The sequence below is a fragment of the Flavobacterium yafengii genome, assembly GCF_030010375.1.
GTDB lineage: Bacteria > Bacteroidota > Bacteroidia > Flavobacteriales > Flavobacteriaceae > Flavobacterium > Flavobacterium yafengii.
Window position 1 is genome coordinate 681545 of sequence record NZ_JASCRY010000001.1, and the last position, 26993, is coordinate 708537.

Below are 26993 nucleotides of genomic sequence, written 5' to 3' on the forward strand. Positions count from 1 at the left end.
TTAACTAATTAACTTTATGGAACTAAAAGCAAAACAAGAAGGAGATATTGAAAAGATTGATAAGTTTACAGGTTATCAATTACCTAATAAATTTAAAATTGTTGGTTTGGTGTTATTTATTACTTCGATTTTATCAATTATTACGTCTCTTAAGCTTTATATGCTAGATATTAAGTACCACGAATTATTTGAAAGAATCGCTTTGTCAGGTTCAGTTTTAGGATTACTTATAATTTCAATTTCAAGAGAGAAAATTGAAGATGAATTAATTGGAAAAATCCGAATGCAATCCTATAATTATGCTGTAATAGTGACAGTGCTAATCTATTTAATATTACCATTTATTCACTTTACCATTGAGTCAATTTTTTCATCAATGTCTAAAATAGAAGGTAGTAAGGACGTTTCGGTATTAGGTGTTTTGCTTATGTCACAGATTTTTACTTTCCGCAAGTTAAAAAAAGCGTACAATGAAGAATAGACTAAAAGTAGAACGCGCCATTTTAAATTTAACCCAAGAGGAATTAGCGGAGAAAATAGGCGTTTCTAGACAAACAATAAATTCAATTGAAACCAATCGCTTTGTTCCATCAACAGTTCTGGCGTTAAAATTATCAAGGTTGTTTGGAAAATCAGTTAATGATTTTTTCGAGCTAGATAATGATGATAAATAAGGGTTAAATACTTTAATTTTATAAAAAATTCTATTGAATACAAAGTCTTTAAAAACAAAATTATTTTGGAAAATTCAATATAAATTAAAATTGAAGAAACCAAAACTGCTGGACGTTTTGAAGGAGGTTATCGCTTAAGATAGAATGTTGTCGGACTTATTATGAATTTTATCGAATTCTCTAATCAAATTTGTCTATTTTCTCTCATCTTTTCTTTCTTTTATTCAAAATTCCTTACTTTCGCACCTCGATTTAGAAAAGGATAAAATGAGCACAAAATTTACTGAATACAAAGGACTTGACTTACCAACTGTGGCGTCAGAAGTTCTGGATTTTTGGAAGAAAGAAAATATATTCGAGAAAAGCGTAACCACTCGTGAAGGAAACCCACCATTCGTATTTTTTGAAGGTCCGCCTTCGGCAAATGGATTGCCTGGAATTCACCACGTAATGGCGCGTGCGATTAAAGATATTTTTTGCAGATATAAAACTCAAAAAGGGTTCCAAGTAAAGCGTAAAGCGGGCTGGGATACTCATGGTTTGCCTGTGGAATTAGGTACTGAAAAAGAATTAGGAATCACCAAAGAAGATATTGGAAAAACGATTTCCATCGAAGAATACAACGAAGCGTGTAAAAAAACCGTGATGCGTTATACGGATGTATGGAATGATTTGACCGAAAAAATGGGGTATTGGGTTGATATGGAAGATCCGTATGTGACCTACAAATCCAAATATATGGAAACGGTTTGGTGGATTTTGAAACAAATCTACAACAAGGATTTGATGTACAAAGGCTACACTATTCAGCCGTATTCTCCAAAAGCAGGAACAGGATTGTCTTCTCACGAAGTGAACCAACCGGGAAGTTACCGTGATGTAACGGATACGACAGTTGTGGCACAATTTAAAGTGATTGATGCTCACAAAGAATTGTTGTTCTCTAAGTTTTACGACTATATCAGTTCTAATAATTTACTGCATTATAAGTTAAAAGCTTTGGATTTAGACGAAGTCTTTATCTTGGCTTGGACTACTACACCTTGGACATTGCCAAGTAATACCGCTTTGACTGTAGGTCCAAAAATTGAATATGCTTTAGTAAAAACGTTCAATCAATATACATTTCGTCCGGCAACATTGATTTTGGCTAAGAATTTAGTTGGAAAACAATTCGGAAAAGGTTTCTTCGAAAGTACAGAACCTGCTGATTTTGAAAATTTCAAAGAAGACGACAAGAAAATTCCATATCAAATCCTTGCTGAATGCAAAGGAGCTGATTTGGTTGACATTCGTTACGAACAATTATTGCCATTTGTTTTACCATACCAAAATCCAGAAGATGCTTTTAGAGTAATTTCAGGGGATTTTGTAACTACCGAAGATGGAACAGGAATTGTGCATACGGCGCCAACATTTGGTGCTGATGATGCCAAAGTAGCTAAAGAAGCTACGCCAGAGATTCCGCCAATGTTAGTTCTGGATGAAAATGGAACTCCGGTTCCGTTAGTAGATTTACAAGGAAAATTCACTTCGCATGTGGGGGAATATGCCGGTAAATATGTGAAAAATGAATATTATAACGAAGGTGAAGCACCGGAACGTTCTGTAGATGTTGAAATCGCCATTCGATTAAAAGAAGAAAATAGAGCGTTTAAAGTAGAGAAATATGTCCACAGTTACCCACATTGTTGGAGAACAGACAAGCCTATTTTATATTATCCTTTGGATTCCTGGTTTATAAAAATCTCTGAAGTTAAAGACAGAATGTTCGACTTGAACGAAACCATCAACTGGAAGCCAAAAGCAACCGGAGAAGGACGTTTTGGAAATTGGTTGAAAAATGCCAATGACTGGAATTTATCTCGTTCTCGTTTTTGGGGAATTCCATTGCCAATTTGGAGAACCGAAGACAAACAAGAAGAAATCTTAATAGGTTCTGTTGAAGAATTATACAACGAAATTGAAAAATCCATCGCTGCTGGTTTCCAAAAAGAAAATCCTTTCAAAGGGTTCGAAATTGGAAATATGGCGGAAACGAATTATGATTTAGTTGATTTACATAAAAATGTAGTCGATGAAATCACATTAGTTTCTGCTTCTGGCAAACCGATGACGCGTGAAACGGACTTGATTGATGTTTGGTTTGATTCGGGTTCCATGCCGTATGCACAATGGCATTATCCTTTTGAAAACAAAGATAAAATTGACGAAAATAAAGATTTCCCTGCGGATTTCATCGCAGAAGGTGTCGATCAAACCCGTGGTTGGTTTTATACGTTGCACGCTATTGGAACATTAGTTTTTGATAAAGTTGCCTATAAAAATGTAGTTTCAAACGGATTGGTTTTAGACAAAAATGGACAAAAAATGTCCAAACGTTTAGGAAATGCAGCAGATCCATTCGAAACATTAAAAGAATATGGTCCTGATGCGACGCGTTGGTACATGATATCCAATGCGAATCCTTGGGACAACTTGAAATTTGACTTAGAAGGAATTGCTGAGGTGCGCAGAAAATTCTTCGGAACCTTGTACAACACGTATTCGTTCTTTAGTTTGTATGCGAATATTGATGGTTTCAAATTTGAAGAAGCGGAAATTCCGTTAAACGAAAGACCGGAAATAGATCAATGGATCATGTCAGAATTGAACACCTTGATAAAAGATGTTGATAGCTATTATGCGGATTATGAACCAACGAAAGCAGCTCGTGCAATCTCTGAATTTGTACAGGAAAACTTGAGTAACTGGTACGTTCGTTTGTGCAGGAGACGCTTCTGGAAAGGGGAATATGCACAAGACAAAATTGCGGCGTATCAAACTTTATATACCTGTTTGTTAACCATAAGTAAACTAGGTGCGCCAATCGCTCCGTTCTTTATGGACAAACTTTACAGAGACTTAACTTTAGCAACACAGTCGGAAAAATATGACAGTGTACATTTGGCGGAGTTTCCAATTTCGGTTGAAAACTATGTTAATAAAATGTTAGAGAGCAAAATGCAGAAAGCACAAACCATTTCATCATTGGTTTTATCACTCCGAAAAAAGGAAATGATAAAGGTACGCCAACCGTTGCAAAAGGTAATGATTCCAGTACTTGACGACAATCAAAGAGCTGAAATTGAGGCTATTTCTGACCTTATAAAAGCAGAGGTAAACGTGAAAGAAATCGTACTTTTGGACGATGCTTCCGGTGTTTTAGTGAAACAGATTAAGCCTAATTTTAAGGCGCTCGGACCTCGTTTTGGAAAGGATATGGGCTTGATTTCTAAGGAAATACAAGGATTTTCAAAAGAGCAAATTAGTCAATTAGACAAGGAAGGAAGCCTGAATATTGTTATTGCAGGAAATAACGTAATTTTAACTTTAGAAGATGTAGAAATAACATCACAGGATATTGAAGGTTGGTTAGTAGCCAATTCAAACGGAATAACGGTTGCGCTTGACATTACAATTTCTGAAGAATTAAAACAAGAAGGAATTTCCAGAGAATTGGTAAACAGAATTCAGAATATCCGTAAAGATTCAGGATTTGAAGTTACCGATAAAATTAAAGTTCAATTGAAAAGGAATGGAATTCTAGAAGAGGCGATTCTTAAAAATGAAGCGTATATAAAATCAGAAACATTAACCAGCGATTTGGTTTTTGTGGATGAAATAGAAAACGGTACAGAAATTGAGTTTGACGATATAAAAACAATGATATTAATTTCAAAATAATATAAAGATGGTAGATGAAGCTACAAAATACTCAGAAGCTGATTTAGCAGAGTTCAAAGAGATAATCCTTAACAAAATTCAAAAAGCACAATTAGATTTAGATTTGATAAAAAGTGCGTATATGAACGACTTAAATAATGGAACTGACGATACTTCGCCGACATTTAAAGCCTTTGAAGAAGGAAGCGAAACAATGTCTAAAGAAGCAAACTCACAACTGGCGATTCGTCAGGAGAAGTTTATCCGTGATTTGAAAAATGCACTCTTCCGTGTAGAAAATAAAACTTACGGAGTTTGTAAAGTTACAGGTAAATTAATTGGGAAAGAAAGATTAAAAATCGTTCCTCATGCAACGATGAGTATCGAAGCAAAGAACTTGCAACGATAAACCTCTTGTTAAACAAGATTTAACGCTCCATTGGGAGCGTTTTTTTTGATTAAATTGTTATTTTTGCGCCATTAAAATTTATAAAATGTCATTACGAAAAGCGTATCTACTTATTTTTATCTTATTGCTTGTTGATCAAGTTTCTAAAATTTACATTAAAACTAATTTTATTTTAGGAGAAGAAGTTGAAGTATTCAAATGGTTCAAAATTCTGTTCATTGAAAATGAGGGAATGGCATGGGGAGTCCAAATTCCTGGAATTTATGGAAAATTATTTTTAACTCTTTTTAGAATCGCCGCTGTTGGTGGAATTGGATATTGGTTGTGGGATTCAGTGAAAAAGAAGAGTTCAGATTATTTAATTGTTGCGATTTCTTTAATTCTTGTTGGCGCTTTCGGTAATATTATTGATTCTGTTTTTTACGGAGTTATTTTTGACGACAGTCAACAACAATTAGCTACTATGTTTTCGGATCAACCTTATGGGACTTGGTTTCACGGAAAAGTAGTTGATATGCTTTATTTCCCTTTTTGGCACGGAAATTTACCAAGTTGGTTGCCTATTTGGGGCGGAAAAGAATTTACTTTTTTCAACGCTATTTTCAATGTTGCCGATATGGCTATTTCTACAGGAGTTGGAATCTTGATTTTTTTCAACAAAAAAGCATTTCATCACAATTAGATTTAAGGTTATTCACACTATAAAAAAAGACCTGTTCATTAATTTGAACAGGTCTTTTTCTTTTATTGGATTTATTTGTTTTGCCCAGGAGCATAACGTTTAGCGCTTTTTCCGCCGTATATTTTTTTAGCTTGACCCGGAGGAAGTTTTTTAGCTTTATAAGTTGATCTGCTGGTTCCGGTGTGGATGCTACAGTTTGAAAATGAAACTGCAAATAGAATAACCATAACACTTACGGCAAATCTTGAATTTTTAAATGTTCTCATAACTTGATTAGATTTTATCTGTTGCGAAAGTACGGATTAAAAATTAAAACGAGTGAACTGCATTCGGAGTCACGCAATAGTCCAGTTTTACATCGCCTTCAAAAACATCGGTAATCAATTCTTCGGGTTCAAAGAAAGACAGCCCAATTTTGATTACATCCGGTTTACATTCTGATAAAAATTTATCGTAAAACCCTTTGCCGTAACCCACGCGATGTCCTTTTTTGTCAAAAGCCAAAAGTGGTACAAAAACCACATCAATTTTATGCGAAGGAACTTCAATACCGTCTATGGGTTCTGGGATATTGTATGCGTTTTTCTTGATTCGGGTGTTGTCAGTCAATAGAAAATGAGTCATGTTTCGGGTTTCAAAATCAGCTTTGGAAACAATAATCTCTTTGTCTTTTCCGGATAATAAGTGAAGAATGAATTCGGTATTGACTTCTTTTTGTTCTGTAATATGTAAGAAAATATGAAAATAAGTTTTCTCCCAAATAGGAAGTGTCAGTATTTTATTGGCTACAGCCAAACTCATTTCCTCAATTTCATTTTCGGAAAGGGAATTTCGTAAGGCTTTGTATTTTTGTCGTAATGCTGTTTTATTCTTCATCTTCTTCATTAGTGTTTGACATGTGGTAAATAGCATCGCCTTCGTAAACAATAGGGGAATGATTGGCGTTGATTACGTAACCATCATTTGGCGCTTTGACTTTTCGCTCAAACTTTCCGTACGGATCTGTTATGGTGGCTAGAATTGTTCCCTTTTTTACAAAATTACCAATAGTATTATAATCGTGCAACAATCCGGAACATTTGGCTCTGATCCAGCCCGATTTTTCAATATAGATGGAAGGTGATTTTGGTTTGATTACCGTATGTTTGGGATCTAACATGCCAAGGTGAGACAAGAGACGTTTTGCACCATTAACTCCTTCATCGGCTACGGAATTATTAATATCCAGTGATTTTCCACCCTCAAAAAGCAGCATTTTTACATTCATTTTTTCACTGGAGCTTCTGAAAGAACCTGAAATGTTTTTGGAATACAACGTAAATGGAGCATTAAAAACATCAGCCAATATTTTTAACGGTTCATTGTTCTGGGTAAGACGAATTTGCGGTGCATTGAAACGGCTGGCGCCACCGGCATGAAAGTCAACAGCATATTGTACAATTGGCATAATTTCCGTTAAAATATGAAAGGCAAACCTGCTGGCTAAAGAACCTGTTTTGCTTCCTGGGAAAACTCTATTTAAATCCCTGCCATCGGGAAATTCTCTGGATTTATTGACAAATCCATATACGTTTATGATAGGAATACAAATGATTGTACCTTTTTTGGGTCGGTTTATTTTCTTACTGATAAGTTGCCGAACGATTTCCACTCCATTAATTTCATCTCCATGAATTCCTGCTGAGAAAAGCACCACGGGACCATCAATTTTAGATCGTCTTACAATAACGGGGATGTTCAGTTTTGTAGTGGTGTGTAATCTGGCAATTTCGACATTGATGGTTTTACTCTCGCCGGGAATAATGCTTTCGCCGAAAATTACGATTGGTGTGGTATTGGTTTTTATCATAGGTTCTTGAAAAGATAAAAATAACGATAATAACGAATTAGAAACTAAAATTCTGATAAAAATTTAGCCAGAAAGATTTCAAGAGTATTGATTTGTATTTCGGGATTTTACAGATTAACTTTGTTACATGAATCCAACAACTTTAGCCTTACAAATCCAAACCTTGCCAGACGGTCCCGGCGTATATCAATATTATGATAAGGAAGGAAAAATTCTGTATGTAGGCAAAGCCAAAAACATAAAAAAAAGAGTTGCTTCTTATTTTAATAAAATTCATGATACGGCCAAAACCAATGTGCTCGTAAAGAAAATTATCACTATAAAACACATTGTGGTTCCTACGGAAACCGATGCGCTTTTGTTAGAAAATAACCTGATAAAAACCTTGCAGCCGCGTTACAACGTATTGCTGCGGGATGACAAAAGTTATCCGTGGTTGTGTATCAAGAAAGAACCTTTTTCGCGCATTTTTGCTACGCGAAGAATGGTCAAAGACGGCTCGGAATATTTTGGACCTTACACCAGTTTCAAAACCGTAAATACGATCTTGGAACTGATTAAAGAGTTGTATCCGCTACGGACTTGCAACTATGATTTGAGTAAAAGTAATATCGACAGCGGGAAATTTAAGGTTTGTCTCGAATATCATATTGGCAATTGCATGGGACCTTGTGAAGGTCATGAAACGTTAGAAAATTATCAAAAACAGGTGGATGCGATCCGCGAAATTTTAAAAGGGAATTTCAAGGAAAGTATGAAGGATTTCAAACGTGTCATGACGAATTTGGCTGCCGAAATGCATTTTGAAGAAGCGCAAAAAATAAAAGAGAAAATAGAAGTTCTGGAAAACTACCAATCACGTTCTACGATTGTAAATCCAAAAATTACCAACATCGATGTATTTTCGATAGTTTCGGATGAAAGTGCGGCGTATGTGAATTTCCTGCAAATTTCGCACGGTTCAATTATTCGTTCGCACACGATGGAAATCAAAAAGAAGCTCGACGAATCCGATGAAGAATTATTAGAATTGGCGATTATCGAATTGCGAGAGCGTTTTCAATTACTGTCTCGAGAAGTTATCGTTCCGTTTCACGTTGATTTGGGTGAAAATATAAAAATTACAGTTCCACAATTGGGAGACAAAAAGCAAATTTTGGATTTGTCCATTCGTAATGCAAAGTTTTACCGAATTGAACAGTTGAAACAATTGCAAATTGTAGACCCGGATCGCCACACGAAAAGAATTATGGCGCAAATGCAAAAAGACTTGCGATTGCCGGTAGAGCCAAGACATATCGAATGTTTTGATAACTCGAATATTCAGGGAACGAATCCTGTTGCGGCTTGTGTGGTTTTTAAAGATGGAAAACCCAGCAAAAAGGATTATCGACATTTTAATATAAAAACGGTCGAAGGACCGGATGATTTTGCGTCAATGACCGAAGTCGTTTACAGAAGATACAAACGATTGCTGGACGAAAATGAACCTTTGCCCAATTTGATAATTATTGATGGTGGAAAAGGACAATTGTCATCAGCGTTGAAAAGTATTGATGAATTGGGTCTTAGAGGAAAAATAGCCATAATTGGTATTGCCAAAAGATTGGAAGAGCTGTTTTATCCGGGCGATTCTATTCCTTTATATTTAGATAAAAAATCAGAAACCTTGAAAGTAATCCAGCAATTACGAAATGAAGCACACCGTTTTGGGATTACGCATCACAGAGATAAAAGGAGTAAAGCGGCGCTGAATTCTTCGATAGAATCCATTCCTGGAATTGGAGAAAAAACCATGTTGACTCTGATTCAACATTTTAAAAGTGTTAAAAGATTGAAATTAGCGTCAGAAAAAGAAATTTCGGACGTTATAGGTATGTCTAAAGCCAAAAAAATTACCGAATTTTACAAGGCTACAAATGAATGATTAATTTAGATTATTGATATTTGGGCAAATACTATCTGATCTTGTTAAATTCTATTACTACCAAATTGCTGTTTATGAAGAAAATTGCGCTGTTATTCATTGTTTTTGCTAGTTTGACTGTGTTTTCGCAAGAGCAAAAGAAACCAAAAATTGGTTTAGTTTTAAGTGGCGGCGGAGCAAAAGGATTTGCGCATATAGGAGTACTTAAGGTATTAGAAGAAGCGGGTGTCAAGATTGATTACATTGGCGGAACAAGTATGGGAGCCGTTATTGGCGGTCTTTATGCTTCGGGTTATAACGCCAGCCAAATTGATTCTATATTTCAAGCCACAAATTTCAATGAATTACTAAACGATTTCATTCCCAGATCCTCCAAAAATTTTTACGAAAAAAGAAATGACGAATTATACGCGCTCGTTTTGCCGTTTAATAAACTCAAAATAGGTATTCCGGAGGCATTGTCTAAAGGGATTTACAATTATAATTTATTGAGTAGAATTACCAGAAATGTCAGGCACATAAGGGATTTTAATAAACTTCCAATTCCGTTTTTATGTATAGGAACTAATATAGAATCTGGAGAACAGGTTTTATTGAATAAGGGAAATTTGGCGCAGGCCATGATTGCCAGTTCTGCATTTCCATCTTTGTTTTCTCCTGTGGAAATTGACGGAAAACTGCTTGTGGATGGCGGTGTCATTAATAATTATCCTATTGAGGAGGTTCGTAAATTAGGCGCAGATATTATCATAGGAGTTGATGTACAAGACGATTTGTTAGACAGAAGCGAACTCAAAGATGCAACGAGAATTTTGGTTCAAATTACAAATCTTCAATCCATTGAGAGGATGAAAAGAAACGTAAAAGAAACGGATATCTATATAAAGCCAGATATCAAAGACTACGGAGTTGTATCTTTCGATAAAGGAAAGGAAATCATCAGAAAAGGAGAAGAAGCCACGTTCTCCGTTTATGAAAAAATAAAGGTACTGGCTGATGAGTCCAATCCGTATAAGAAACCAAATCTAAAATTAGTAACAGACAGCTTGCAGATTGTAGATATCAATAGCAATGAATTGGATAATTATACCAAAGAATATGTGATTGGTAAATTAAGGTTTAAACCAGGAGTTAAAACCTGTTATGATGATTTGTTGAAAGGAATAAATAATATCAACGCAACTCAAAACTTCAGTGCTATCTCCTATTCATTAGATGAAAATAAAAACGGGGACAATTTAAATTTGACCTTAAAAGAAAACCCTTCAAAGACGTATTTGAAATTTGGACTGCACTATGATAATTTATTCAAGAGTGCTGTTTTGATTAACCTGACACATAAAAAAACGTTTTTTAAAAATGACAGAACTTCTCTGGATATCGTTTTGGGAGATAATATCAGGTATAATTTAGATTATTACATTGAGAATGGATTTAATTTGAGTTTTGGTTTCAAGTCGCAGTTCAATCAATTTAATAGAAACGTAGCCAAAGAAATAAGCAGTTTGGATTTAGGTGTTTTGGGAATAAATGCTATCAATGTTGATTTTCACGATTTGACAAATCAGGCTTATTTTCAATCGCTATTTGTTCAGAAATTTTTGATTGGAGGAGGGATTGAATTAAAATATTTAAAAATAAAGTCGGAGACATTAGCGAATGCAGATCCAATAATTGACAACAGTAATTACTTAAGTCTTTTTGGTTATATGAAATTCGATTCCTTTGACAATAAATATTTTCCCAAAAAAGGATGGTATTTTTCAGGCGATATTCAATCGTATTTGGTCTCTTCAAATTATACAGGGGATTTTCAACCTTTTTCTATTGCAAAAGCTGATTTTGGAGTAGCAGCAACGCTTTTTAAAAATGCGACGGTTAAATTTAATACAGATGCTGGTTTCTCCTTTGGGAATGAAAGCGTTTCTTTTTTTAATTTTATTTTAGGAGGTTACGGCTACAATCCGATAAATAATTTCAAATATTTTTATGGGTATGATTATTTGAGCATTGCGGCCAATAGTTACATAAAATCAACAGGAACTATTGATTATGAGTTTTATAAGAACAATCATTTCAATTTTTCGGCAAACTTTGCTAATGTTGGAGATAGAATTTTTGAAACGGTAGATTGGATTTCAATCCCAAAATATTCAGGTTATGCAGTAGGTTATGGTTTAGAAACAAGAATTGGGCCTATAGAAATAAAACATTCCTGGTCTCCGGAAAATGCAAAAGGATTTACTTGGTTTAGCATTGGGTTTATGTTTTAATTGTAATTTAATTCAATAATAATTCCGATATTTGTTATCATGAAAACAACTTGGAGCGGTTTATTAGGATATCTACAATTTCTCATCAAGAGGAACCCTGAATAAATTGCATTTTTTTTGATTTAATTAAATAAGTTTAGTTCAATACAACTTTAAACTTTTAAACTTTAACTTTTAAGCAAAAAAATCATGCCTTTATACCATAAATTGGGGAATTTCCCCCAAAAAAGACACACACAATTTGAAAAACCAAATGGCGGTTTATACTACGAACAGCTTTTTGGAACAGAAGGTTTTCACGGTCATTCGTCATTATTATATCACGTCCACAGACCAACACAGGTAAAGGAAATTCTAAAATCCTATTCGGTTGAGCCGAAAATTGCCATTGGAAAAAACATAAAATCATTGTTATTAAAAGGCTTTGAGTTAAAACCCGAAGATGATTTTTTGGACAGTCGCAAACCGATGTTAGTCAATAAAGATTGTACGATAGGATTGGCCGCGCCAAGACAATCGTTGCGTAACTATTTCTATAAAAATGCCGATGCCGATGAGATGATTTTCATCCATAAAGGAAAAGGGAAATTGCGCACCATGATGGGAAATATTCCTTTCGAATATGGAGATTACCTGATTATTCCTCGCGGAATGATTTATCAAATTGATTTTGAAACATCAGAAAACAGACTTTTTTACGTAGAATCTTTCGCGCCTTTTTACACGCCAAAACGCTATAAAAACGAATCAGGACAACATTTAGAACATTCGCCTTTTTGCGAGCGCGACTTCATTTTGCCAACAGAATTAGAAACGCACGATGAAAAAGGAGACTTTTTAATCAAAATCAAAAAAGAAGGAATGATCCATGAATTCGTTTACGCCACGCATCCCTTTGATGTAGTAGGCTGGGACGGATATAATTTTCCTTACGGATTCAGCATTCACAATTTTGAGCCTATAACAGGCCGCGTGCACCAGCCGCCGCCGGTTCATCAAACATTTGAAACGGCAACATTTGTAGTTTGTTCGTTCTGTCCACGATTATATGATTACCACCCAAAAGCAATTCCGGCGCCTTATAATCACAGTAATATTGATAGTGATGAGGTTTTGTATTACGTAGATGGCGATTTTATGAGCCGCAATAATATCGAGCAAGGACACATTACATTGCATCCAAAAGGAATTCCGCATGGGCCGGCACCAGGAGCAATGGAGCGTAGTATTGGTCAAACCATAACCCATGAATTAGCCGTAATGGTGGATACATTTCGCCCGTTAATGGTAACCGAAGAAGCCATGGGATTAGACGATGGTCAGTACTATAAATCTTGGGTAGAATAAGTCATTGCGAGAAACGAAGCAATCAAACTTTAGGATATGATAATAAGGAGCTATTTCCTGCTATCCGTTGCAATCTTTTTTTCGGTTAAAAAAACCTCAAAAAAGGATTTTCGCTTCTATCAGGGCTAGGACTTTAGAGTAAATAAAAACATTTTTTAAAATTAATAAATCCGCGTAAATCTATTGTAGCACCATCAACGGTGTTCCAAAATTAGATGTACCGAATCAAAAAATAAATACCATGTCAAAAGAAGTAAAATCAGTAGAATACGGACTAGAAAAAATATTTGAAGGAGCGCAAGATTTCCTTCCACTATTAGGAACCGATTATGTAGAATTCTACGTAGGAAACGCAAAACAATCCGCACATTATTATAAAACTGCTTTCGGATACCAGTCATTGGCGTATGCCGGATTAGAAACTGGAGTAAGAGACAGAACGTCGTATGTGTTAAAACAAGATAAGATTCGCATCGTATTGACCACACCATTAACGCAAGATTCTCCTATACACGAACATTTGAGAAAACATGGTGACGGAGTAAAAGTCGCGGCACTTTGGGTAGAAGATGCAACAAGTGCTTACGAAGAAACAATGAAACGAGGTGCGCGCTCTTTCATGGAGCCAACAGTTGAGAAAGATGAATTTGGAGAAGTAATACGTTCCGGAATTTATACGTACGGGGAAACCGTTCATATTTTTGTAGAGCGCAAAAACTATACTGGTGTTTTCTTGCCTGGTTATAAGGAGTGGAAATCTGATTACAATCCGGAGCCAACGGGCTTAAAATACATAGACCACATGGTAGGAAATGTGGGTTGGAACGAAATGAATACTTGGGTTAAGTTCTATGAAGACGTCATGGGATTTGTAAATTTCCTTTCTTTTGATGACAAACAAATCAATACAGAATATTCGGCGTTGATGAGTAAAGTAATGTCTAATGGAAACGGAAGAATTAAATTTCCAATTAATGAACCTGCAGAAGGAAAGAAAAAGTCGCAAATCGAGGAATACCTGGACTTTTATGGCGGGCCTGGAATTCAGCATATCGCCATTGCAACTGATGATATCATCAAAACAGTTTCTCAATTGAAAGCAAGAGGAATCGAATTCTTATCTGCTCCTCCACATACCTATTATGAAGCAATTCCGGAGCGATTGGGAGAGCACATGAAAATGATGAAAGAAGATTTGAACGAAATCGAAAAGCTTGCCATTATGGTAGATGCCGATGAAGAAGGATATTTACTGCAAATATTTACAAAACCGGTACAAGACCGACCAACCTTGTTTTTTGAAATTATACAAAGAATGGGGGCCAAAGGTTTTGGAGCAGGTAACTTTAAAGCGTTATTTGAATCAATTGAGAGAGAACAGCAATTACGAGGAACGCTGTAAAAAAGCATTATTTTTACATATTGTGAAAAAATAACCGATGAACAGCGTGTTTTTTTGTAAATGTTGTGTTAAACTTTATTTTTCGCTAAAATAACTGAATTTGTTAGCTACCTTTGCACTCGCAAAAAGGGAAGGGGTGGTTTCCTTCCTGATTTCATATAAATTTCATAGTTTATAGTTTTTTGGTTAGTTAATAGCATAAAAACTCAGTCATTATTTGACTGAGTTTTTTTGTTTTAATATATTTGGAACAAAATTTGCTATTAGAGTCAATAAATTGACGAATAAAGTAATGATGAAAAAAATAATACTATTCTTTGTAGTGATATTGACCTTAAGTTTTGATTCTCCAAAAGAGGATGCTTATGACGTGGGTGAGTGGTTTAAATTTAGAATTCATTATGGAATAGTAAATGCCGGTTACGCCACATTAGAGGTGAAAGATGCTACAGTAAATAACAAAAAAACATTTCATGTTGTAGGCAGAGGATATACTACTGGAATGTCTCGATTTTTCTTTAAAGTAGATGATTTGTACGAAAGTTATATTGATAAGGATACTAGAAATCCATACCAGTTTGTCCGAAAAATTAATGAAGGCGGGTATACTAAAAATCAAGAAGGCTTTTTTAATCAATCTACAAATAAAGTTCTTGTCAAAGATTACAAACATAAAACGGAGAAAACAATTTACGTTCCTAAGAACACACAAGACATTTTGTCTACCTTTTATTATCTAAGAAATTATCCGGGGATTGATAAGTTAAAAATAGGAGAGTCAGTTGCGATTGATATGTTTTTTGATGATGAAACGACAAAGTTTAAACTCAAGTTTATAGGTCGTGAAAATATTGCCACTAAATTTGGGGTGGTATCAACAATGGTTTTTAGACCTTTAGTACAATCAGGACGTGTTTTTAAAGAACAAGAGAGTCTTACCGTTTGGATTTCAGATGACGATAATAAATTACCAATCAGAATAAAAGCCAGCTTGGCAGTAGGTTCAATAAAAGCAGATATAGATGCATATAGAGGATTGAAAAATCCTTTTAAAACAAATAAATAATGAATAATATTGATAGTTCAGAAGCGATTTTAAAAGAAATTGAAATTAAATACCAAGCAATAAATCAAAAAACAGAGACGCAACTGGAAGGATTATTATGGTCAAAACCAATTACGTATTGGGATTATATCCAAACAGATGCATTGTTAAGTCTTCAAGTTCAAAGAACAACGCTTCCTGATGAAATGGTTTTTATTATGTATCATCAGGTGAATGAATTGATATTTAAGATGATACTTTGGGAAATGCGCCAGATTTCCTATTGTGAAAATATTCAAACTGATTTTTTTACCGAAAGATTAATGAGAATCAGCCGCTATTTTGATATGCTAACCACTTCTTTCAGTATTATGGGAGATGGAATGGAGGTAGATCAATACATGAAGTTTAGAAATACGTTAACTCCTGCCAGTGGTTTTCAAAGTGCGCAATACCGTTTAATAGAATTTTCTTCTACAGACCTAATAAATCTTATTGATCACCGTTATAGAGATTCAATAGATAGAAACACACCTTATGAATTTGCCCTAGAGCATTTGTATTGGCAAGCAGCCGGAAAAGATTATCATACCGGTAAAAAATCTTATCTACTGGAGGAATTCGAAAGAAAATATAAGAAGATGTTCTTAAATCATATGGAAGAATACAACACCATAAATATTTGGCAAAAATTCAAACAACTTCCAGATTTAGATCAAAAAAATCCAGAGTTAATATTAGCGATGCGTCATTATGATCATACGGTGAATATTACGTGGGTAATGCAACATTTGAATACAGCAAAGAAATATATAGATCAGAGCGGTAAAGGTGATGGAGAGGCTACTGGCGGAAGCGACTGGAAAAAATACATGCATCCAAAATACCAACGCAGAATATTTTTCCCAGAATTATGGTCGGCAGATGAGTTAGCGCATTGGGGAGAAGAAAAATAATTTGAATAAAAAAAACATAGTTTGAAACAAGTATTATTAGCAATTATAGTATTATTTTCTTTGATTTCTTGTAATAAATCTGAAGAGATTCTTGAAAAAGAGATTATAAAACCAGCAGTTAAAAAGATAGAGTTTGGGTTTAAATATTCTGATTTTAATGTCATTCAGGATACGATACAAAAGGGAGATACTTTTGGTACTTTACTGGAAGAACAAAATATTGGAGAGCGAGAAGTATATGATATAATCGCTAAAGTAAGAGATACTTTTGATGTGAGAACCATCAGGATAAATAGGCCTTTTACAATACTTCGGTCAAAAAACAAGAAGAATGCTTTACAGGTTTTTATCTATCAGCCGGATGCATTAAACTATTATGTAGTTGATTTACGTGATACTGCTGTTGTTGTTTATAAAAAAACGAAACCCATTACTATTAAGCGACGCACTATTGGCGGAGTTTTGAAAGAGTCATTGTCAGAAACCTTAGGCAATGCCAAGATTGAAGGAGCATTGGCGAGTAAAATCTCTAAAATTTACGCCTATTCCATCGATTTTATGAAACTCAAAAAAGGAGATCGTTTTGCGATAACTTTTACGGAACGATTCATAAATGATACTGTTTATGACGGTGTGGAAGAACTGGAAGCTTCCTTTTTTGAATACAAAGGGAAAATTATTTACGCATTTCCTTTTGCCCAAAATCCGAATTCAGACAAAATAGAATATTACGATGAAGATGGGAAAACCTTGAAAAATTTCTTTCTTAAATCTCCAATAAAATTTAGTAGAATATCTTCTCGATTTTCAACGAGTAGATTTCATCCAGTTCAGCACAGATGGAAAGCACACAAAGGAACGGATTATGCAGCGCCACGCGGCACACCTATTACTACAACTGCTGGCGGAGTTGTGGAGCAAAGTGGTTTTACTGCCGGAAATGGGAATTTTGTAAAAGTAAAACACAACGGAACCTACTCGACACAATACTTACACATGTCTAAAATATTAGTGAGACGAGGTCAACGCGTTAGTCAAGGGCAGGTTATCGGTTTAGTAGGAAGCACAGGTTTGGCAACTGGACCGCATGTATGTTATCGATTTTGGAAAAATGGTAAGCAAGTGGATGCGCTAAGACTTAAATTGCCTAGCGGAGAGCCTATGACCGGAAATAGTAAAAGTCGTTTTATTAAACAAATAACTCCGTTAAAATTTCAATTAGATAGTGTTGCTAATTTATAATTCTACAATATAAATTGACTAAAAATATTTATTTAGTTTAAAAACAGAAACACTTGATGTGCTTATTGGACGACCACTATTTAGTGTTTTTCCTGCTAAATTGTTATATAATCGAAAACTCATTTAGCATTAAAACTAATTTCAGTATTTTTGCCAAATTCAAATAATACTACAAACTACCTAATAAATGGCTTTAAATACAATAAACCCAACAGAAACGAACGCTTGGAAGAAACTTGAAATGCATTACAACGAAATGCAAAAAGCTTCTATGCAAGAATTATTTCAATTGGACGCAAACAGAACTGAAAAATTCAATTTGAAATGGAATGATTTTTTAATTGATTTTTCAAAAAATATTATCAATCAAGAAACACTTCAGTTATTATTAGAATTAGCAGATGAAGTAGGACTTAAAAGTGCTATTGCGGATTATTTTGACGGTGCTATAATCAATCAAACCGAAAATAGAGCTGTACTTCATACTGCATTGCGAGCCAAAGAATCAGCAATTATAAATGTTGATGGCGATAATGTGGTTTCTGAAATTTATGAAGTAAAAAGTAAAATAAAAGCATTTACCAATGAAGTAACTTCGGGCGAAAGAACTGGTTTTACAGGAAAACCGTTCACGGATGTTGTTAATATAGGTATTGGAGGTTCAGATTTGGGTCCTGCTATGGCAGTTGAAGCATTGCAATTTTATAAAAATCATCTTAATGTTCATTTTGTTTCAAATGTGGATGGGGATCATGTAAATGAGATTATAAAAAAACTAAATCCGGAAACTACGCTTTTTGTAATTGTTTCTAAAACATTTACAACGCAAGAAACACTGACTAATTCTGAAACTATCAGAAAATGGTTTCTAGAATCAGCTACTCAAGAAGATATTGCTAAACATTTTGTTGCGGTTTCTACCAATATCCAAAAAGTAACAGAGTTTGGGATAAATCCAAATAATGTATTTCCTATGTGGGATTGGGTTGGTGGAAGATTCTCTTTGTGGAGTGCCGTTGGACTTACTATAAGTTTAGCCGTAGGATACGATAATTTTGATGAATTGTTAGAAGGGGCGAACGAAATGGACGAGCATTTCAAAACTGCTGATTTCGATAAAAATATGCCAGTAATATTGGCTTTATTGAGTGTTTGGTACAATAATTTTTTTGGTGCCGAAAGTGAAGCTTTGATTCCTTACACACAATATCTGCAAAAATTAGCGCCTTATTTACAACAAGGGACTATGGAAAGTAATGGTAAAAGTGTAGGTCGTGATGGAAAGCCTGTAAATTATCAAACGGGAACTATTATTTGGGGAGAGCCGGGAACTAATGCACAACATGCCTTTTTTCAGTTAATTCACCAAGGAACAAAATTAATTCCTGCAGATTTTATTGGTTTTGTAACTCCTTTATATGGAGACAATAATCATCATGATAAACTAATGTCTAACTTTTTTGCACAGACAGAAGCGTTAATGCATGGTAAATCTGGAGAACAAGTTCAGGCTGAATTCGATAAACAAGGTATTTCAGAAGACAAAGCTAAATTTCTTTTGCCGTTCAAAGTTTTCACGGGGAATAAGCCTACCAATACTATTTTAATCCAGAAGTTATCTCCGAAAACTTTAGGTTCTTTGATTGCTTTGTATGAGCATAAGATTTTTGTACAAGGAATTATCTGGAATATTTTTAGTTTTGATCAATGGGGTGTTGAATTAGGAAAACAATTGGCTAATTCTATTTTGGAGGAAATTAATACTAAAACGGTCAAAAGTCATGACGGTTCTACAGCTTTTTTATTGAATCATTTTCTGATGAATAAATAGAGTGATTTATGTTGTTTGTCTCTACAATTTCATAAGATATTTTATAATTTAAATTTTTTTTACTTTTTTTAGTATTTAAAAGAAGTCAAAAACCCTGATTTTATCTAAATCAGGGTTTTTTGTTTATAAGGTACTCTGTTTTAGTGATTTTTAAAAAAATAGCCTCGTATTTTGCTTAAATTTATTTTTACTTTTTTAGTTAAAATATTAACAAAAAACCAGTATAATAATTATATTTTTTAATAAAAAAATACCCAAAATAAATTTAAGATAAAAATCCTACTTGAAAATATGCTTTTCTTAACGTTGTGTTAACTTTTTAAAGCAAAAATGTTATATTTTTGCCAAATATTAATAAACTAAACAATATGAAAAAATTATTAAAATTATTTTTAATTCTAGTTGTACTAATGTTTGCTAGCTCTGGAGTTTATGCTCAGGGTAACACTACCTCTTCTATTAGTGGTAATGTTTATGATAAGGATTCTCAAACCTTACCAGGGGCATCAATTCTTGCAACACACACTCCATCAGGTACTCGATACACTGCATCTACAGATGGTACAGGTAACTTCAGAATCTCGAACATGAGAGTTGGAGGTCCATACAAAATTGTAATTACTTTTGTTGGATTTAAAACTTTTGAAGATAGTGATGTTTACCTTCAATTAGGTGATACTAAAGATTTTAAAGTTGTTTTACAAGAAGAGTCAAATGAATTACAAGAAGTTGTAGTTAGAACTTCAAGAGATAACACCTTTAATTCACAAAGAACTGGAGCTCAAACAGTAATCAATTCAGATAAAATCAAAGCATTGCCTTCTTTATCTAGAAATATTTCAGATTTTGCCAGACTAACACCACAAGCTCAATTAAGAGGTGATGATGTTTTATCTATTGGAGGTCAAAACAACAGATTCAATGCTATTTATATTGATGGAGCTGTAAGTAATGACGTTTTTGGATTAGCTGCAAATGGAACTAATGGAGGTCAAACAGGAGTAAGTCCTATCTCTATTGATGCAATTGAGCAATTTCAAGTAAGTGTTGCGCCTTATGATGTAAAACTATCTGGTTTTGCTGGTGGAGCAATTAGCGCGATTACTAAATCAGGAACTAATAATTTTGAAGGATCTGCTTATTTTTTTAATAGAGATGAATCCTTAGCAGGAAAAACACCTCCTTCATTAGTTGGGGCAAATGGAAGACAAAAATTAGCTGATTTTTCTGCTCAGACCTATGGTGTTCGTGCTGGTGGATCAATTGTAAAAGATAAATTGTTTTATTTCATCAATTATGAAAGACAAGACAATGAGACACCACAGCCTTTTGACGCTTCAACTTATACAGGATTGTCTGGAAACAGATTGGGAGAATTAAGAACTAAACTTGCTACTTACGGCTATGATCCAGGTTCTTTTGAAAATAATGTACGTACACTTGTAAGTGATAAGATTATCGGTAAATTAGACTGGAATATTAATGACAACCACAAATTGTCTTTAAAGCATAGTTACGTTACTGCTGAACAATTTTCTCCAAGCCGTTCTTCTGCTACTGCAATTAGTTTCATAAATGGTAGTCAATTATTTAATTCTAAAACGAACTCTACCGCTTTAGAATTAAACTCAAGATTTGGAAATAAATTTTCAAATAATTTAGTAGTTGCATATACTACTGTAGTTGATGATAGAGATGCAGCTGGAGATCCATTTCCAACTGTACAAATTTTTGACGGAGCTAACCAAAGTATTTTCTTTGGAGCAGAGGGATTTTCTACAGCAAATCTTTTAGATCAAAAGATATTGACAATTACAGATAATTTTGAAATCAATGTTGGAATCAACAAAATTACTATTGGTACTCACAATGAGTTTTCTCAATCCAAAAACGTGTTTTTTGGAAACAATTTTGGGTCTTACAGATATGCTACATTGGACGATTTCTTACTTGACAGAAAACCGAACAGATATATATTGAATTACTCTTTAGTTGGTGGAAGTGGAGATGATTCTCAAGGAGCTGCTGAATTTGGAACAAAACAATTTGGATTCTACTTACAAAATGATATGAGATTATCGGATAATTTTAAATTATCTTATGGAGTGAGAGTTGACGTACCAGTTTGGGAAAACGGTTTAGGTAACGATGATTTTAATAACAGAATAATTCCTTTATTGGAAGCTGCCGGTAAAAATTTACAAGGAGCTAGAGTAGGAGAAAGAATTAATACTACAGCTCATTTTGCACCACGTTTAGGGTTTAATTATGATGTAAATGGTAAGAAATCTACTCAAATTAGAGGTGGTGTAGGAGTCTTTACATCTAGATTGCCATTAGTATGGCCAGGTGGAACGTACAACAACAATGGTGTTACCCAAGGAGCTATTTCAATTAATAATTCTACATCAACACCAACGCCAGTTTTTAATCCAAATACAAGCGTAGACAGTCAGCTTGCTCCACTTCCTGCTTCTTACCCTAGACCAGGTTCAGGTCGTACAGGTGGTAACATTGATTTGTTTGCAAAAGATTTCAAATTGCCTCAAGTATTCAAAGCAAGTTTTGCTGTTGATCAAAAATTACCATTAGGTTTTGTTTTGACATCTGAAATCACATATAATGATAATATGAGTGCAGTTACATACGAAAACTTAAACATCAGAAATTCATCAAGTAATTTAACAGGGGCTGATACAAGACCACGTTATAATGGAAATACTAGAGTTGATAATTCTTATTTAGGAGTGTATTTAGGTTCTAACACCGATGAAGGGAAAGCGTATAATATAGCTTTTACATTGACTAAAAACTTTAGATCTGACTTTATTGATGCTAATATTTCTGGAACTTATTCTTATGGTAAATCTACTGTTTTATTGGATGCAACTTCTTCTCAAAACAGTTCACAGTGGAACAATACTGAAACAGTTAATGGTGCAAACTATTTAGCGCTTTCAAGATCTGATTTTGATCCAGGAAGAAGAATTGTTTCTAATGGTAATGCTACATTCAAATGGAGTAAATTCACTAAATCTAGAATAGGTGTATTCTACGAAGGAGCTCAAGGAACTCCTATCAGTTATGTTTATAATGATTCGGGTCGTTTATTGCAAGATACATTCTCTAATTCAGCATTGATTTATATTCCAGCTGCTCAAAGTGAGATTAGACTTGTTTCTACAACAGCAAATCCATTATCACCTCAATTACAATGGGATGCTTTAAACGCTTTTATCGAAGGGAATGAGTACTTAAGAGGTAGAAAAGGTGGTTATGCTGAGCGTAATGGGGATCGTTTAAAAACAAGTCATGTAGTTGATTTAAAATTCGCGCAAGAATTTACTTTTAACATTGGTAAAAAGAAACATACATTAGAGTTTACCGCAGACATTTTTAACTTTACCAATCTTTTAAATAAAAATTGGGGTAAAAGATATTTTACAAGCAATGACCAAGTACAGTTGCTAACACAAGTTGGTTTCTTAACGGGTACTAACACACCTACTTTTAGCTACAACCCTGTTGTAGGTAACAGTATTAACCAAGCTGATGATGTAGGTTTGAACTCATCAAGATGGCAAATGCAAACTGGTGTTCGTTATACGTTCAACTAGTTTAGTTTAAAATATTGCAACCCTCATTTCAATGAAATGAGGGTTTTTTTATGCCTTTTTTTCTTATATTTGTTAAAACAAAAACATTATTTATGTACGATTTTATTCAAAAATTCCATTCAGGCTGGGGATATTTAGCACTTTTAGTATTAGTGATTGCAGTGGTTAATTCCTTTTTAGGGATGTCTTCTAAAAAAGATTTTACTTCAAAAGACAGGAAAATTGCATTGTTTGCATTAATAGCAATACACACACAATTATTAGTTGGGTTGGTTTTATACTTTGTATCTCCTAATGGATTAAATATGATAAAAGCAGTTGGAATGGGTGGATTGACAACTGAAAGCAGGTTATTGGCTTTAGAGCATCCTTTAATAAATATTATTGCGATTGTTCTAATTACAATTGGTTGGTCTAAGCACAAAAAATTAATAGCTAGTGAATCAAAATTCAAAACTTTCTCCATTTTTTATGGTTTAGGATTAGTACTTATTTTAAGTAGAATTCCATGGAAAATTTGGTTTTAAAAACCAATTAAAGCTCTAGAAATAGGGCTTTTTTTATCTAGGTATGGTTTTTGTAAAATAGATTTAACTAATACGATATATATGAAAAAATCAATAACATTATTTTTTTTACTTGCAATTATTAGCTTAGTCAGCAGCCAAAGTTCAATCTCAGAAAAACAAAAAGCAGCAACACAAAAAGATACGCTCAAAAAAGGTAAAGCAACAATTGAATTGCAAGAAAACAAAATAGATTCTTTAATAACTTCATTAGGGAAATTTAAAATCTATAAAAAAGAAGCACATGCATCCTATTATGCCGATAAATTTAATGGAAGACGCACTACAAGTGGCAGCAAGTTTGATAATAATAAATATACCGCAGCACACAAAAAACTTCCTTTTGGTACAAAAGTAAAAGTGACTAATGAAAAAAATGGAAAGTCCGTAATTGTAGAAATTACCGACAGAGGACCATTTGTTAAGTCTAGAGAAATTGATCTTTCAAAACGAGCGTTTATGGATATTACCTCCAATAAAAGTAGTGGTGGAATGAAAGTAACAATGGCGATATTAAGTAATTAAATCACCAGTTTTTGTATGGATTAGTGCTTAAATAAGCATTGTAATAACGGTTGTTGTTAGTCACTTCGTCACCTAACCAGCTTGGTTTTTCAAAAATTTCCGTTTCAGAATTAAGCTCAATTTCTGCTACAATCAATCCTTCATTTTCACCATAGAATTCATCAACCTCAAAAACATGATTGCCTCGTTTTATCTCAAAACGAGTTTTGTCAATAACACCTTTTTCGCATAACAATAATAATTCCTTTGCTTCGGCAACAGGAATTTCTTTTTCCCACTCAAAACGGGACATGCCGGAATCATTTGAAATCCCTTTTATGGTCAAATATCCTTTATCGCCTTTTATGCGTACTCGAACCGTACGTTCCGGTACCGAACTTAAATACCCTTGTGCAATGTGATTTTGAGTGAAAACTTCTTTCTTGAACGAATCGTCAGTCACCAAAAATTTTCTTTCTATCTCAATCATTTTTTATAAATATTTTGGAGCTATGTCCAGCTATTCGTTTCAATTTCTCAATCATAAAACTTTTTTCTATTTTTAAAAAAGGAGCTTCTTTGGTCGCTCTTTTTTTAAAAGAAAAAATAGTTTTTTTCAATCGAAGATTTTCACTCCTATCTGGGCTAATCCAGGAACCCAAAGGTATCAAATATTTCTATTTTTCGTACTTTAATATTTTTCATCAAGATTTTTTCATCAAAAAAAGATCTTATTACACTGTAAATTAGTTTTCGAGTAAATGCGCTTCAGTATTAAGGAATTTTTGCCTCTTATTTAATAGTTATTTTATCAATAAGTTAATGGAAGTTATGGTGTCGATTTGTATTTTTACAAAAACCGAATGAATTCAAATATGCCAATTTTTAAAGCGAAATCTAAACCAACGCCAGCAACACTATTAATCAAGTTTTTTGGGGAGAATCAAGCTTGGCGTGAAACGGAAGATAGCTTAGAGCCTTTAATCGATTTAATTAGGCTCATCAGACCTTTGAAAATTAAAAAACTGGAAACAGTTGATTTACAGGAAATTGTTTCTTTTTTTAATGAAAATGATTTTTGTAGAGAACAATTTTCAATATATCTCAAAGAAATAATAAAAGATAAAAAATTTAACAAAATACTTTCTGATGCGGCTATTCTGCAAGATGTAGATTTTATTTTTGAAGTCAAAAAAAGAATTTTAGCTAAGTTTTTGCCGTATCAGCCTCAAAAAGATACTTTAGAATATATTCTTAATCAGGTTTTTTATAAGGCCAATGATACAATTTGGATTAATAAAATTCCATTAAGCCAATTGGAAGAACTATACTGGCTTTTAAAATTTAAATCAATTTATGAAAGTGTAGAACCTAATTCAGTTTTGTCGGAATTATTAGTTGCAATGGATTTAATTACGCAACGCATTAGTGGTCGTGCCCTGGAAACGGATGTTATCAAAATGGTTCCGGAATTTGATGATTACGAAAGTCCTTTTACAGCTTTTGAAAAGGAACTATTCCTTATTGAAGACCGAATCAGAAATTCTGAAAATCATTTTATTAAACCCGATGATTTGTCCTATGCCCAGCTGTTAGTTTTACACAAACAATGCGAAGACTTTGTGGAGAAAGCTTTTCATAATAGTTCGAAATACGGAATTTCACTTCGTGTAAATCAGAATTTATTAAAAATTAGACAGCAATTAGTGCGGCTTAAGTTTTTAATTTCATTGTTGATTATAGAAAAAGGAAGTGATAAAAGATATAACGGAATTACATTGGTTTTGCATTTGATCAAATACAATTGCTACAAAAACAATGTTAGGAAATTTATTGCCGAAAGTACCCAGCTGATTTCCTATGAAATAACGCAACATACTGCTAAAACGGGGGAGCATTATATTACTGAGAGCCGACAAGAGTATTTCAAAATGTTTAGAACTGCTTTAGGTGGAGGATTTATAGTAGGTATTTTATGTGTCATTAAAGTGTTACTTTCTAAGGCCGATACCAGTTTTTTTGGTCATGCATTCCTTTATAGTATGAATTATGCTTTTGGATTTATTGCTATTTATCTTTTAGGTTTTACACTTGCTACCAAACAACCCGCTATGACAGCTTCAGCTTTGATTAAAGCATTGGAAGAAGGTGTTATAAAAAAAGGAAAAGATGCCGAAAAGTATAAAGCTTTTGCTATTCTTTTTGCACGTGTATTTCGTTCTCAGTTTATTGCTTTTGTGGGGAATGTAATCATGGCTTTTCCGGTTTCATTACTTGGAATTTGGGGTATTGATTACATGTTACAGTATAATATTGCTGCAACAAAATGGGAAGGTTTACTTATTGATTTGAGTCCAATTCACTCTTTAGCCATATTTCATGCGGCCATTGCCGGAGCGTTTTTGTTTTTATCAGGAATTATTTCAGGAAGTATTGCAAACAGGGATAAGCACAACCAAGTGTATTTTCGAATCACAGAACACCCTTGGCTGAAAAGAAGTTTTGGAAAAGAAAGGACAGTTAAATTAGCCAAATTATACAGAAAAAGATGGGCTGGAATTATTTCAAATTTCTGGTTTGGAATATTCATGGGAAGTACGGCATCTATCGGCTTATTTTTGGGATTGAATCTGGATATTCGACACATCACTTTTGGAAGTGGAAATCTCGCTTTGGCGTTATACGGTGCTAATTATGCAGTAAGCGACTCCATGTTATTTTGGGGTGTTTTTGGGATTGGTATTATAGGATTAGTTAACTTTATGGTGAGTTTTAGTCTTTCACTAGGGCTTGCATTTCGTTCGAGAGCCATCTCATTATTCGAATTGCGATTTGTTACAGTCTCCATTTGGAATCATTTCAAATCAAGACCTATTAGTTTCTTTTTTCCAACGGAAAAGAAAGACAAATCAGTAGTTGTCGAAAACTATTTACACGTGGAAGACCAAAAATAATTTTTATCGC

At 33.9% G+C, this 26993-nt stretch carries 21 protein-coding genes; 17 read left to right on the forward strand and 4 right to left on the reverse strand.

Annotation, left to right across the window (positions count from 1 at the left end):
* Positions 1-16: 16 nt before the first annotated feature.
* From QLS97_RS03020 to QLS97_RS03040, 5 genes are all read left to right on the forward strand, one after another.
* Positions 17-481, forward strand: coding sequence for a hypothetical protein (locus tag QLS97_RS03020; RefSeq protein WP_282714193.1), 465 nt, complete (start codon positions 17-19; stop codon positions 479-481).
* Positions 471-674, forward strand: coding sequence for a helix-turn-helix transcriptional regulator (locus tag QLS97_RS03025; protein ID WP_282714194.1), 204 nt, complete (start codon positions 471-473; stop codon positions 672-674). The genes QLS97_RS03020 and QLS97_RS03025 overlap by 11 nt, the downstream gene beginning before the upstream one ends.
* A gap of 267 nt (positions 675-941) precedes the next feature.
* Positions 942-4400: an isoleucine--tRNA ligase gene (gene ileS / locus QLS97_RS03030; RefSeq protein WP_282714195.1), complete on the forward strand. Its 3459-nt coding sequence runs from the start codon at positions 942-944 to the stop codon at positions 4398-4400.
* 7 nt (positions 4401-4407) lie between these two features.
* Positions 4408-4788: a TraR/DksA family transcriptional regulator gene (locus QLS97_RS03035; protein ID WP_099714108.1), complete on the forward strand. Its 381-nt coding sequence runs from the start codon at positions 4408-4410 to the stop codon at positions 4786-4788.
* An 85-nt stretch (positions 4789-4873) separates the two neighbouring features.
* Positions 4874-5470, forward strand: coding sequence for a lipoprotein signal peptidase (locus tag QLS97_RS03040; protein WP_282714196.1), 597 nt, complete (start codon positions 4874-4876; stop codon positions 5468-5470).
* 71 nt (positions 5471-5541) lie between these two features.
* Here QLS97_RS03040 and QLS97_RS03045 read toward each other — a convergent pair whose 3' ends face one another.
* The 3 genes from QLS97_RS03045 to QLS97_RS03055 are packed head-to-tail and all read right to left on the reverse strand — an operon-like array spanning position 5542 to position 7319.
* Complete coding sequence (locus QLS97_RS03045) at positions 5542-5736, reverse strand: hypothetical protein (protein WP_099714110.1); 195 nt, start codon at positions 5734-5736, stop codon at positions 5542-5544.
* A 43-nt stretch (positions 5737-5779) separates the two neighbouring features.
* Positions 5780-6346: a 5-formyltetrahydrofolate cyclo-ligase gene (locus QLS97_RS03050; RefSeq protein WP_282714197.1), complete on the reverse strand. Its 567-nt coding sequence runs from the start codon at positions 6344-6346 to the stop codon at positions 5780-5782.
* Positions 6336-7319 carry a succinylglutamate desuccinylase/aspartoacylase family protein gene (locus QLS97_RS03055; RefSeq protein WP_282714198.1) on the reverse strand — a complete coding sequence of 328 codons (984 nt, stop codon included), beginning with the start codon at positions 7317-7319 and terminating at the stop codon, positions 6336-6338. Before QLS97_RS03055 ends, QLS97_RS03050 begins: the two co-directional genes overlap by 11 nt.
* A 127-nt stretch (positions 7320-7446) precedes the next feature.
* Here QLS97_RS03055 and uvrC point away from each other — a divergent pair, with 127 nt between their 5' ends.
* The 11 genes from uvrC (at position 7447) to QLS97_RS03110 (ending at position 24050) form a co-directional block, all read left to right on the forward strand.
* Positions 7447-9246: an excinuclease ABC subunit UvrC gene (gene uvrC / locus QLS97_RS03060; RefSeq protein WP_282714199.1), complete on the forward strand. Its 1800-nt coding sequence runs from the start codon at positions 7447-7449 to the stop codon at positions 9244-9246.
* 74 nt (positions 9247-9320) lie between these two features.
* Complete coding sequence (locus QLS97_RS03065; RefSeq protein ID WP_282714200.1) at positions 9321-11519, forward strand: patatin-like phospholipase family protein; 2199 nt, start codon at positions 9321-9323, stop codon at positions 11517-11519.
* A 189-nt stretch (positions 11520-11708) separates the two neighbouring features.
* Positions 11709-12866: a homogentisate 1,2-dioxygenase gene (locus QLS97_RS03070; RefSeq protein ID WP_282714201.1), complete on the forward strand. Its 1158-nt coding sequence runs from the start codon at positions 11709-11711 to the stop codon at positions 12864-12866.
* Positions 12867-13107: 241 nt separating this feature from the next.
* Complete coding sequence (hppD, locus tag QLS97_RS03075; protein ID WP_282714202.1) at positions 13108-14268, forward strand: 4-hydroxyphenylpyruvate dioxygenase; 1161 nt, start codon at positions 13108-13110, stop codon at positions 14266-14268.
* 295 nt (positions 14269-14563) lie between these two features.
* Positions 14564-15334 (forward strand): DUF3108 domain-containing protein, encoded by a 771-nt coding sequence (locus QLS97_RS03080; protein ID WP_282714203.1) that lies wholly within the window; start codon positions 14564-14566, stop codon positions 15332-15334.
* On the forward strand, positions 15334-16269 hold the full coding sequence (locus tag QLS97_RS03085; RefSeq protein ID WP_282714204.1) for a tryptophan 2,3-dioxygenase family protein: 936 nt from the start codon (positions 15334-15336) through the stop codon (positions 16267-16269). The genes QLS97_RS03080 and QLS97_RS03085 overlap by 1 nt, the downstream gene beginning before the upstream one ends.
* A 21-nt stretch (positions 16270-16290) precedes the next feature.
* Complete coding sequence (locus QLS97_RS03090; RefSeq protein WP_282714205.1) at positions 16291-17511, forward strand: M23 family metallopeptidase; 1221 nt, start codon at positions 16291-16293, stop codon at positions 17509-17511.
* A gap of 187 nt (positions 17512-17698) precedes the next feature.
* A complete protein-coding gene (gene pgi / locus QLS97_RS03095) occupies positions 17699-19342 on the forward strand; it encodes a glucose-6-phosphate isomerase (RefSeq protein ID WP_282714206.1) in 1644 nt (547 codons plus the stop codon).
* A 368-nt stretch (positions 19343-19710) separates the two neighbouring features.
* On the forward strand, positions 19711-22959 hold the full coding sequence (locus QLS97_RS03100) for a TonB-dependent receptor (RefSeq protein ID WP_282714207.1): 3249 nt from the start codon (positions 19711-19713) through the stop codon (positions 22957-22959).
* A 92-nt stretch (positions 22960-23051) separates the two neighbouring features.
* Complete coding sequence (locus QLS97_RS03105) at positions 23052-23486, forward strand: hypothetical protein (RefSeq protein WP_282714208.1); 435 nt, start codon at positions 23052-23054, stop codon at positions 23484-23486.
* An 81-nt stretch (positions 23487-23567) separates the two neighbouring features.
* Complete coding sequence (locus QLS97_RS03110) at positions 23568-24050, forward strand: septal ring lytic transglycosylase RlpA family protein (RefSeq protein WP_282714209.1); 483 nt, start codon at positions 23568-23570, stop codon at positions 24048-24050.
* A gap of 1 nt (position 24051) precedes the next feature.
* Here the strand turns inward: QLS97_RS03110 and QLS97_RS03115 are convergent, their stop codons facing one another.
* Positions 24052-24519, reverse strand: coding sequence for a CYTH domain-containing protein (locus QLS97_RS03115; RefSeq protein ID WP_282714210.1), 468 nt, complete (start codon positions 24517-24519; stop codon positions 24052-24054).
* 373 nt (positions 24520-24892) lie between these two features.
* On the opposite strand from QLS97_RS03115, the gene QLS97_RS03120 reads away from it, so the two are divergent.
* Complete coding sequence (locus QLS97_RS03120) at positions 24893-26983, forward strand: recombinase (protein WP_282714211.1); 2091 nt, start codon at positions 24893-24895, stop codon at positions 26981-26983.
* Positions 26984-26993 lie beyond the last annotated feature (10 nt).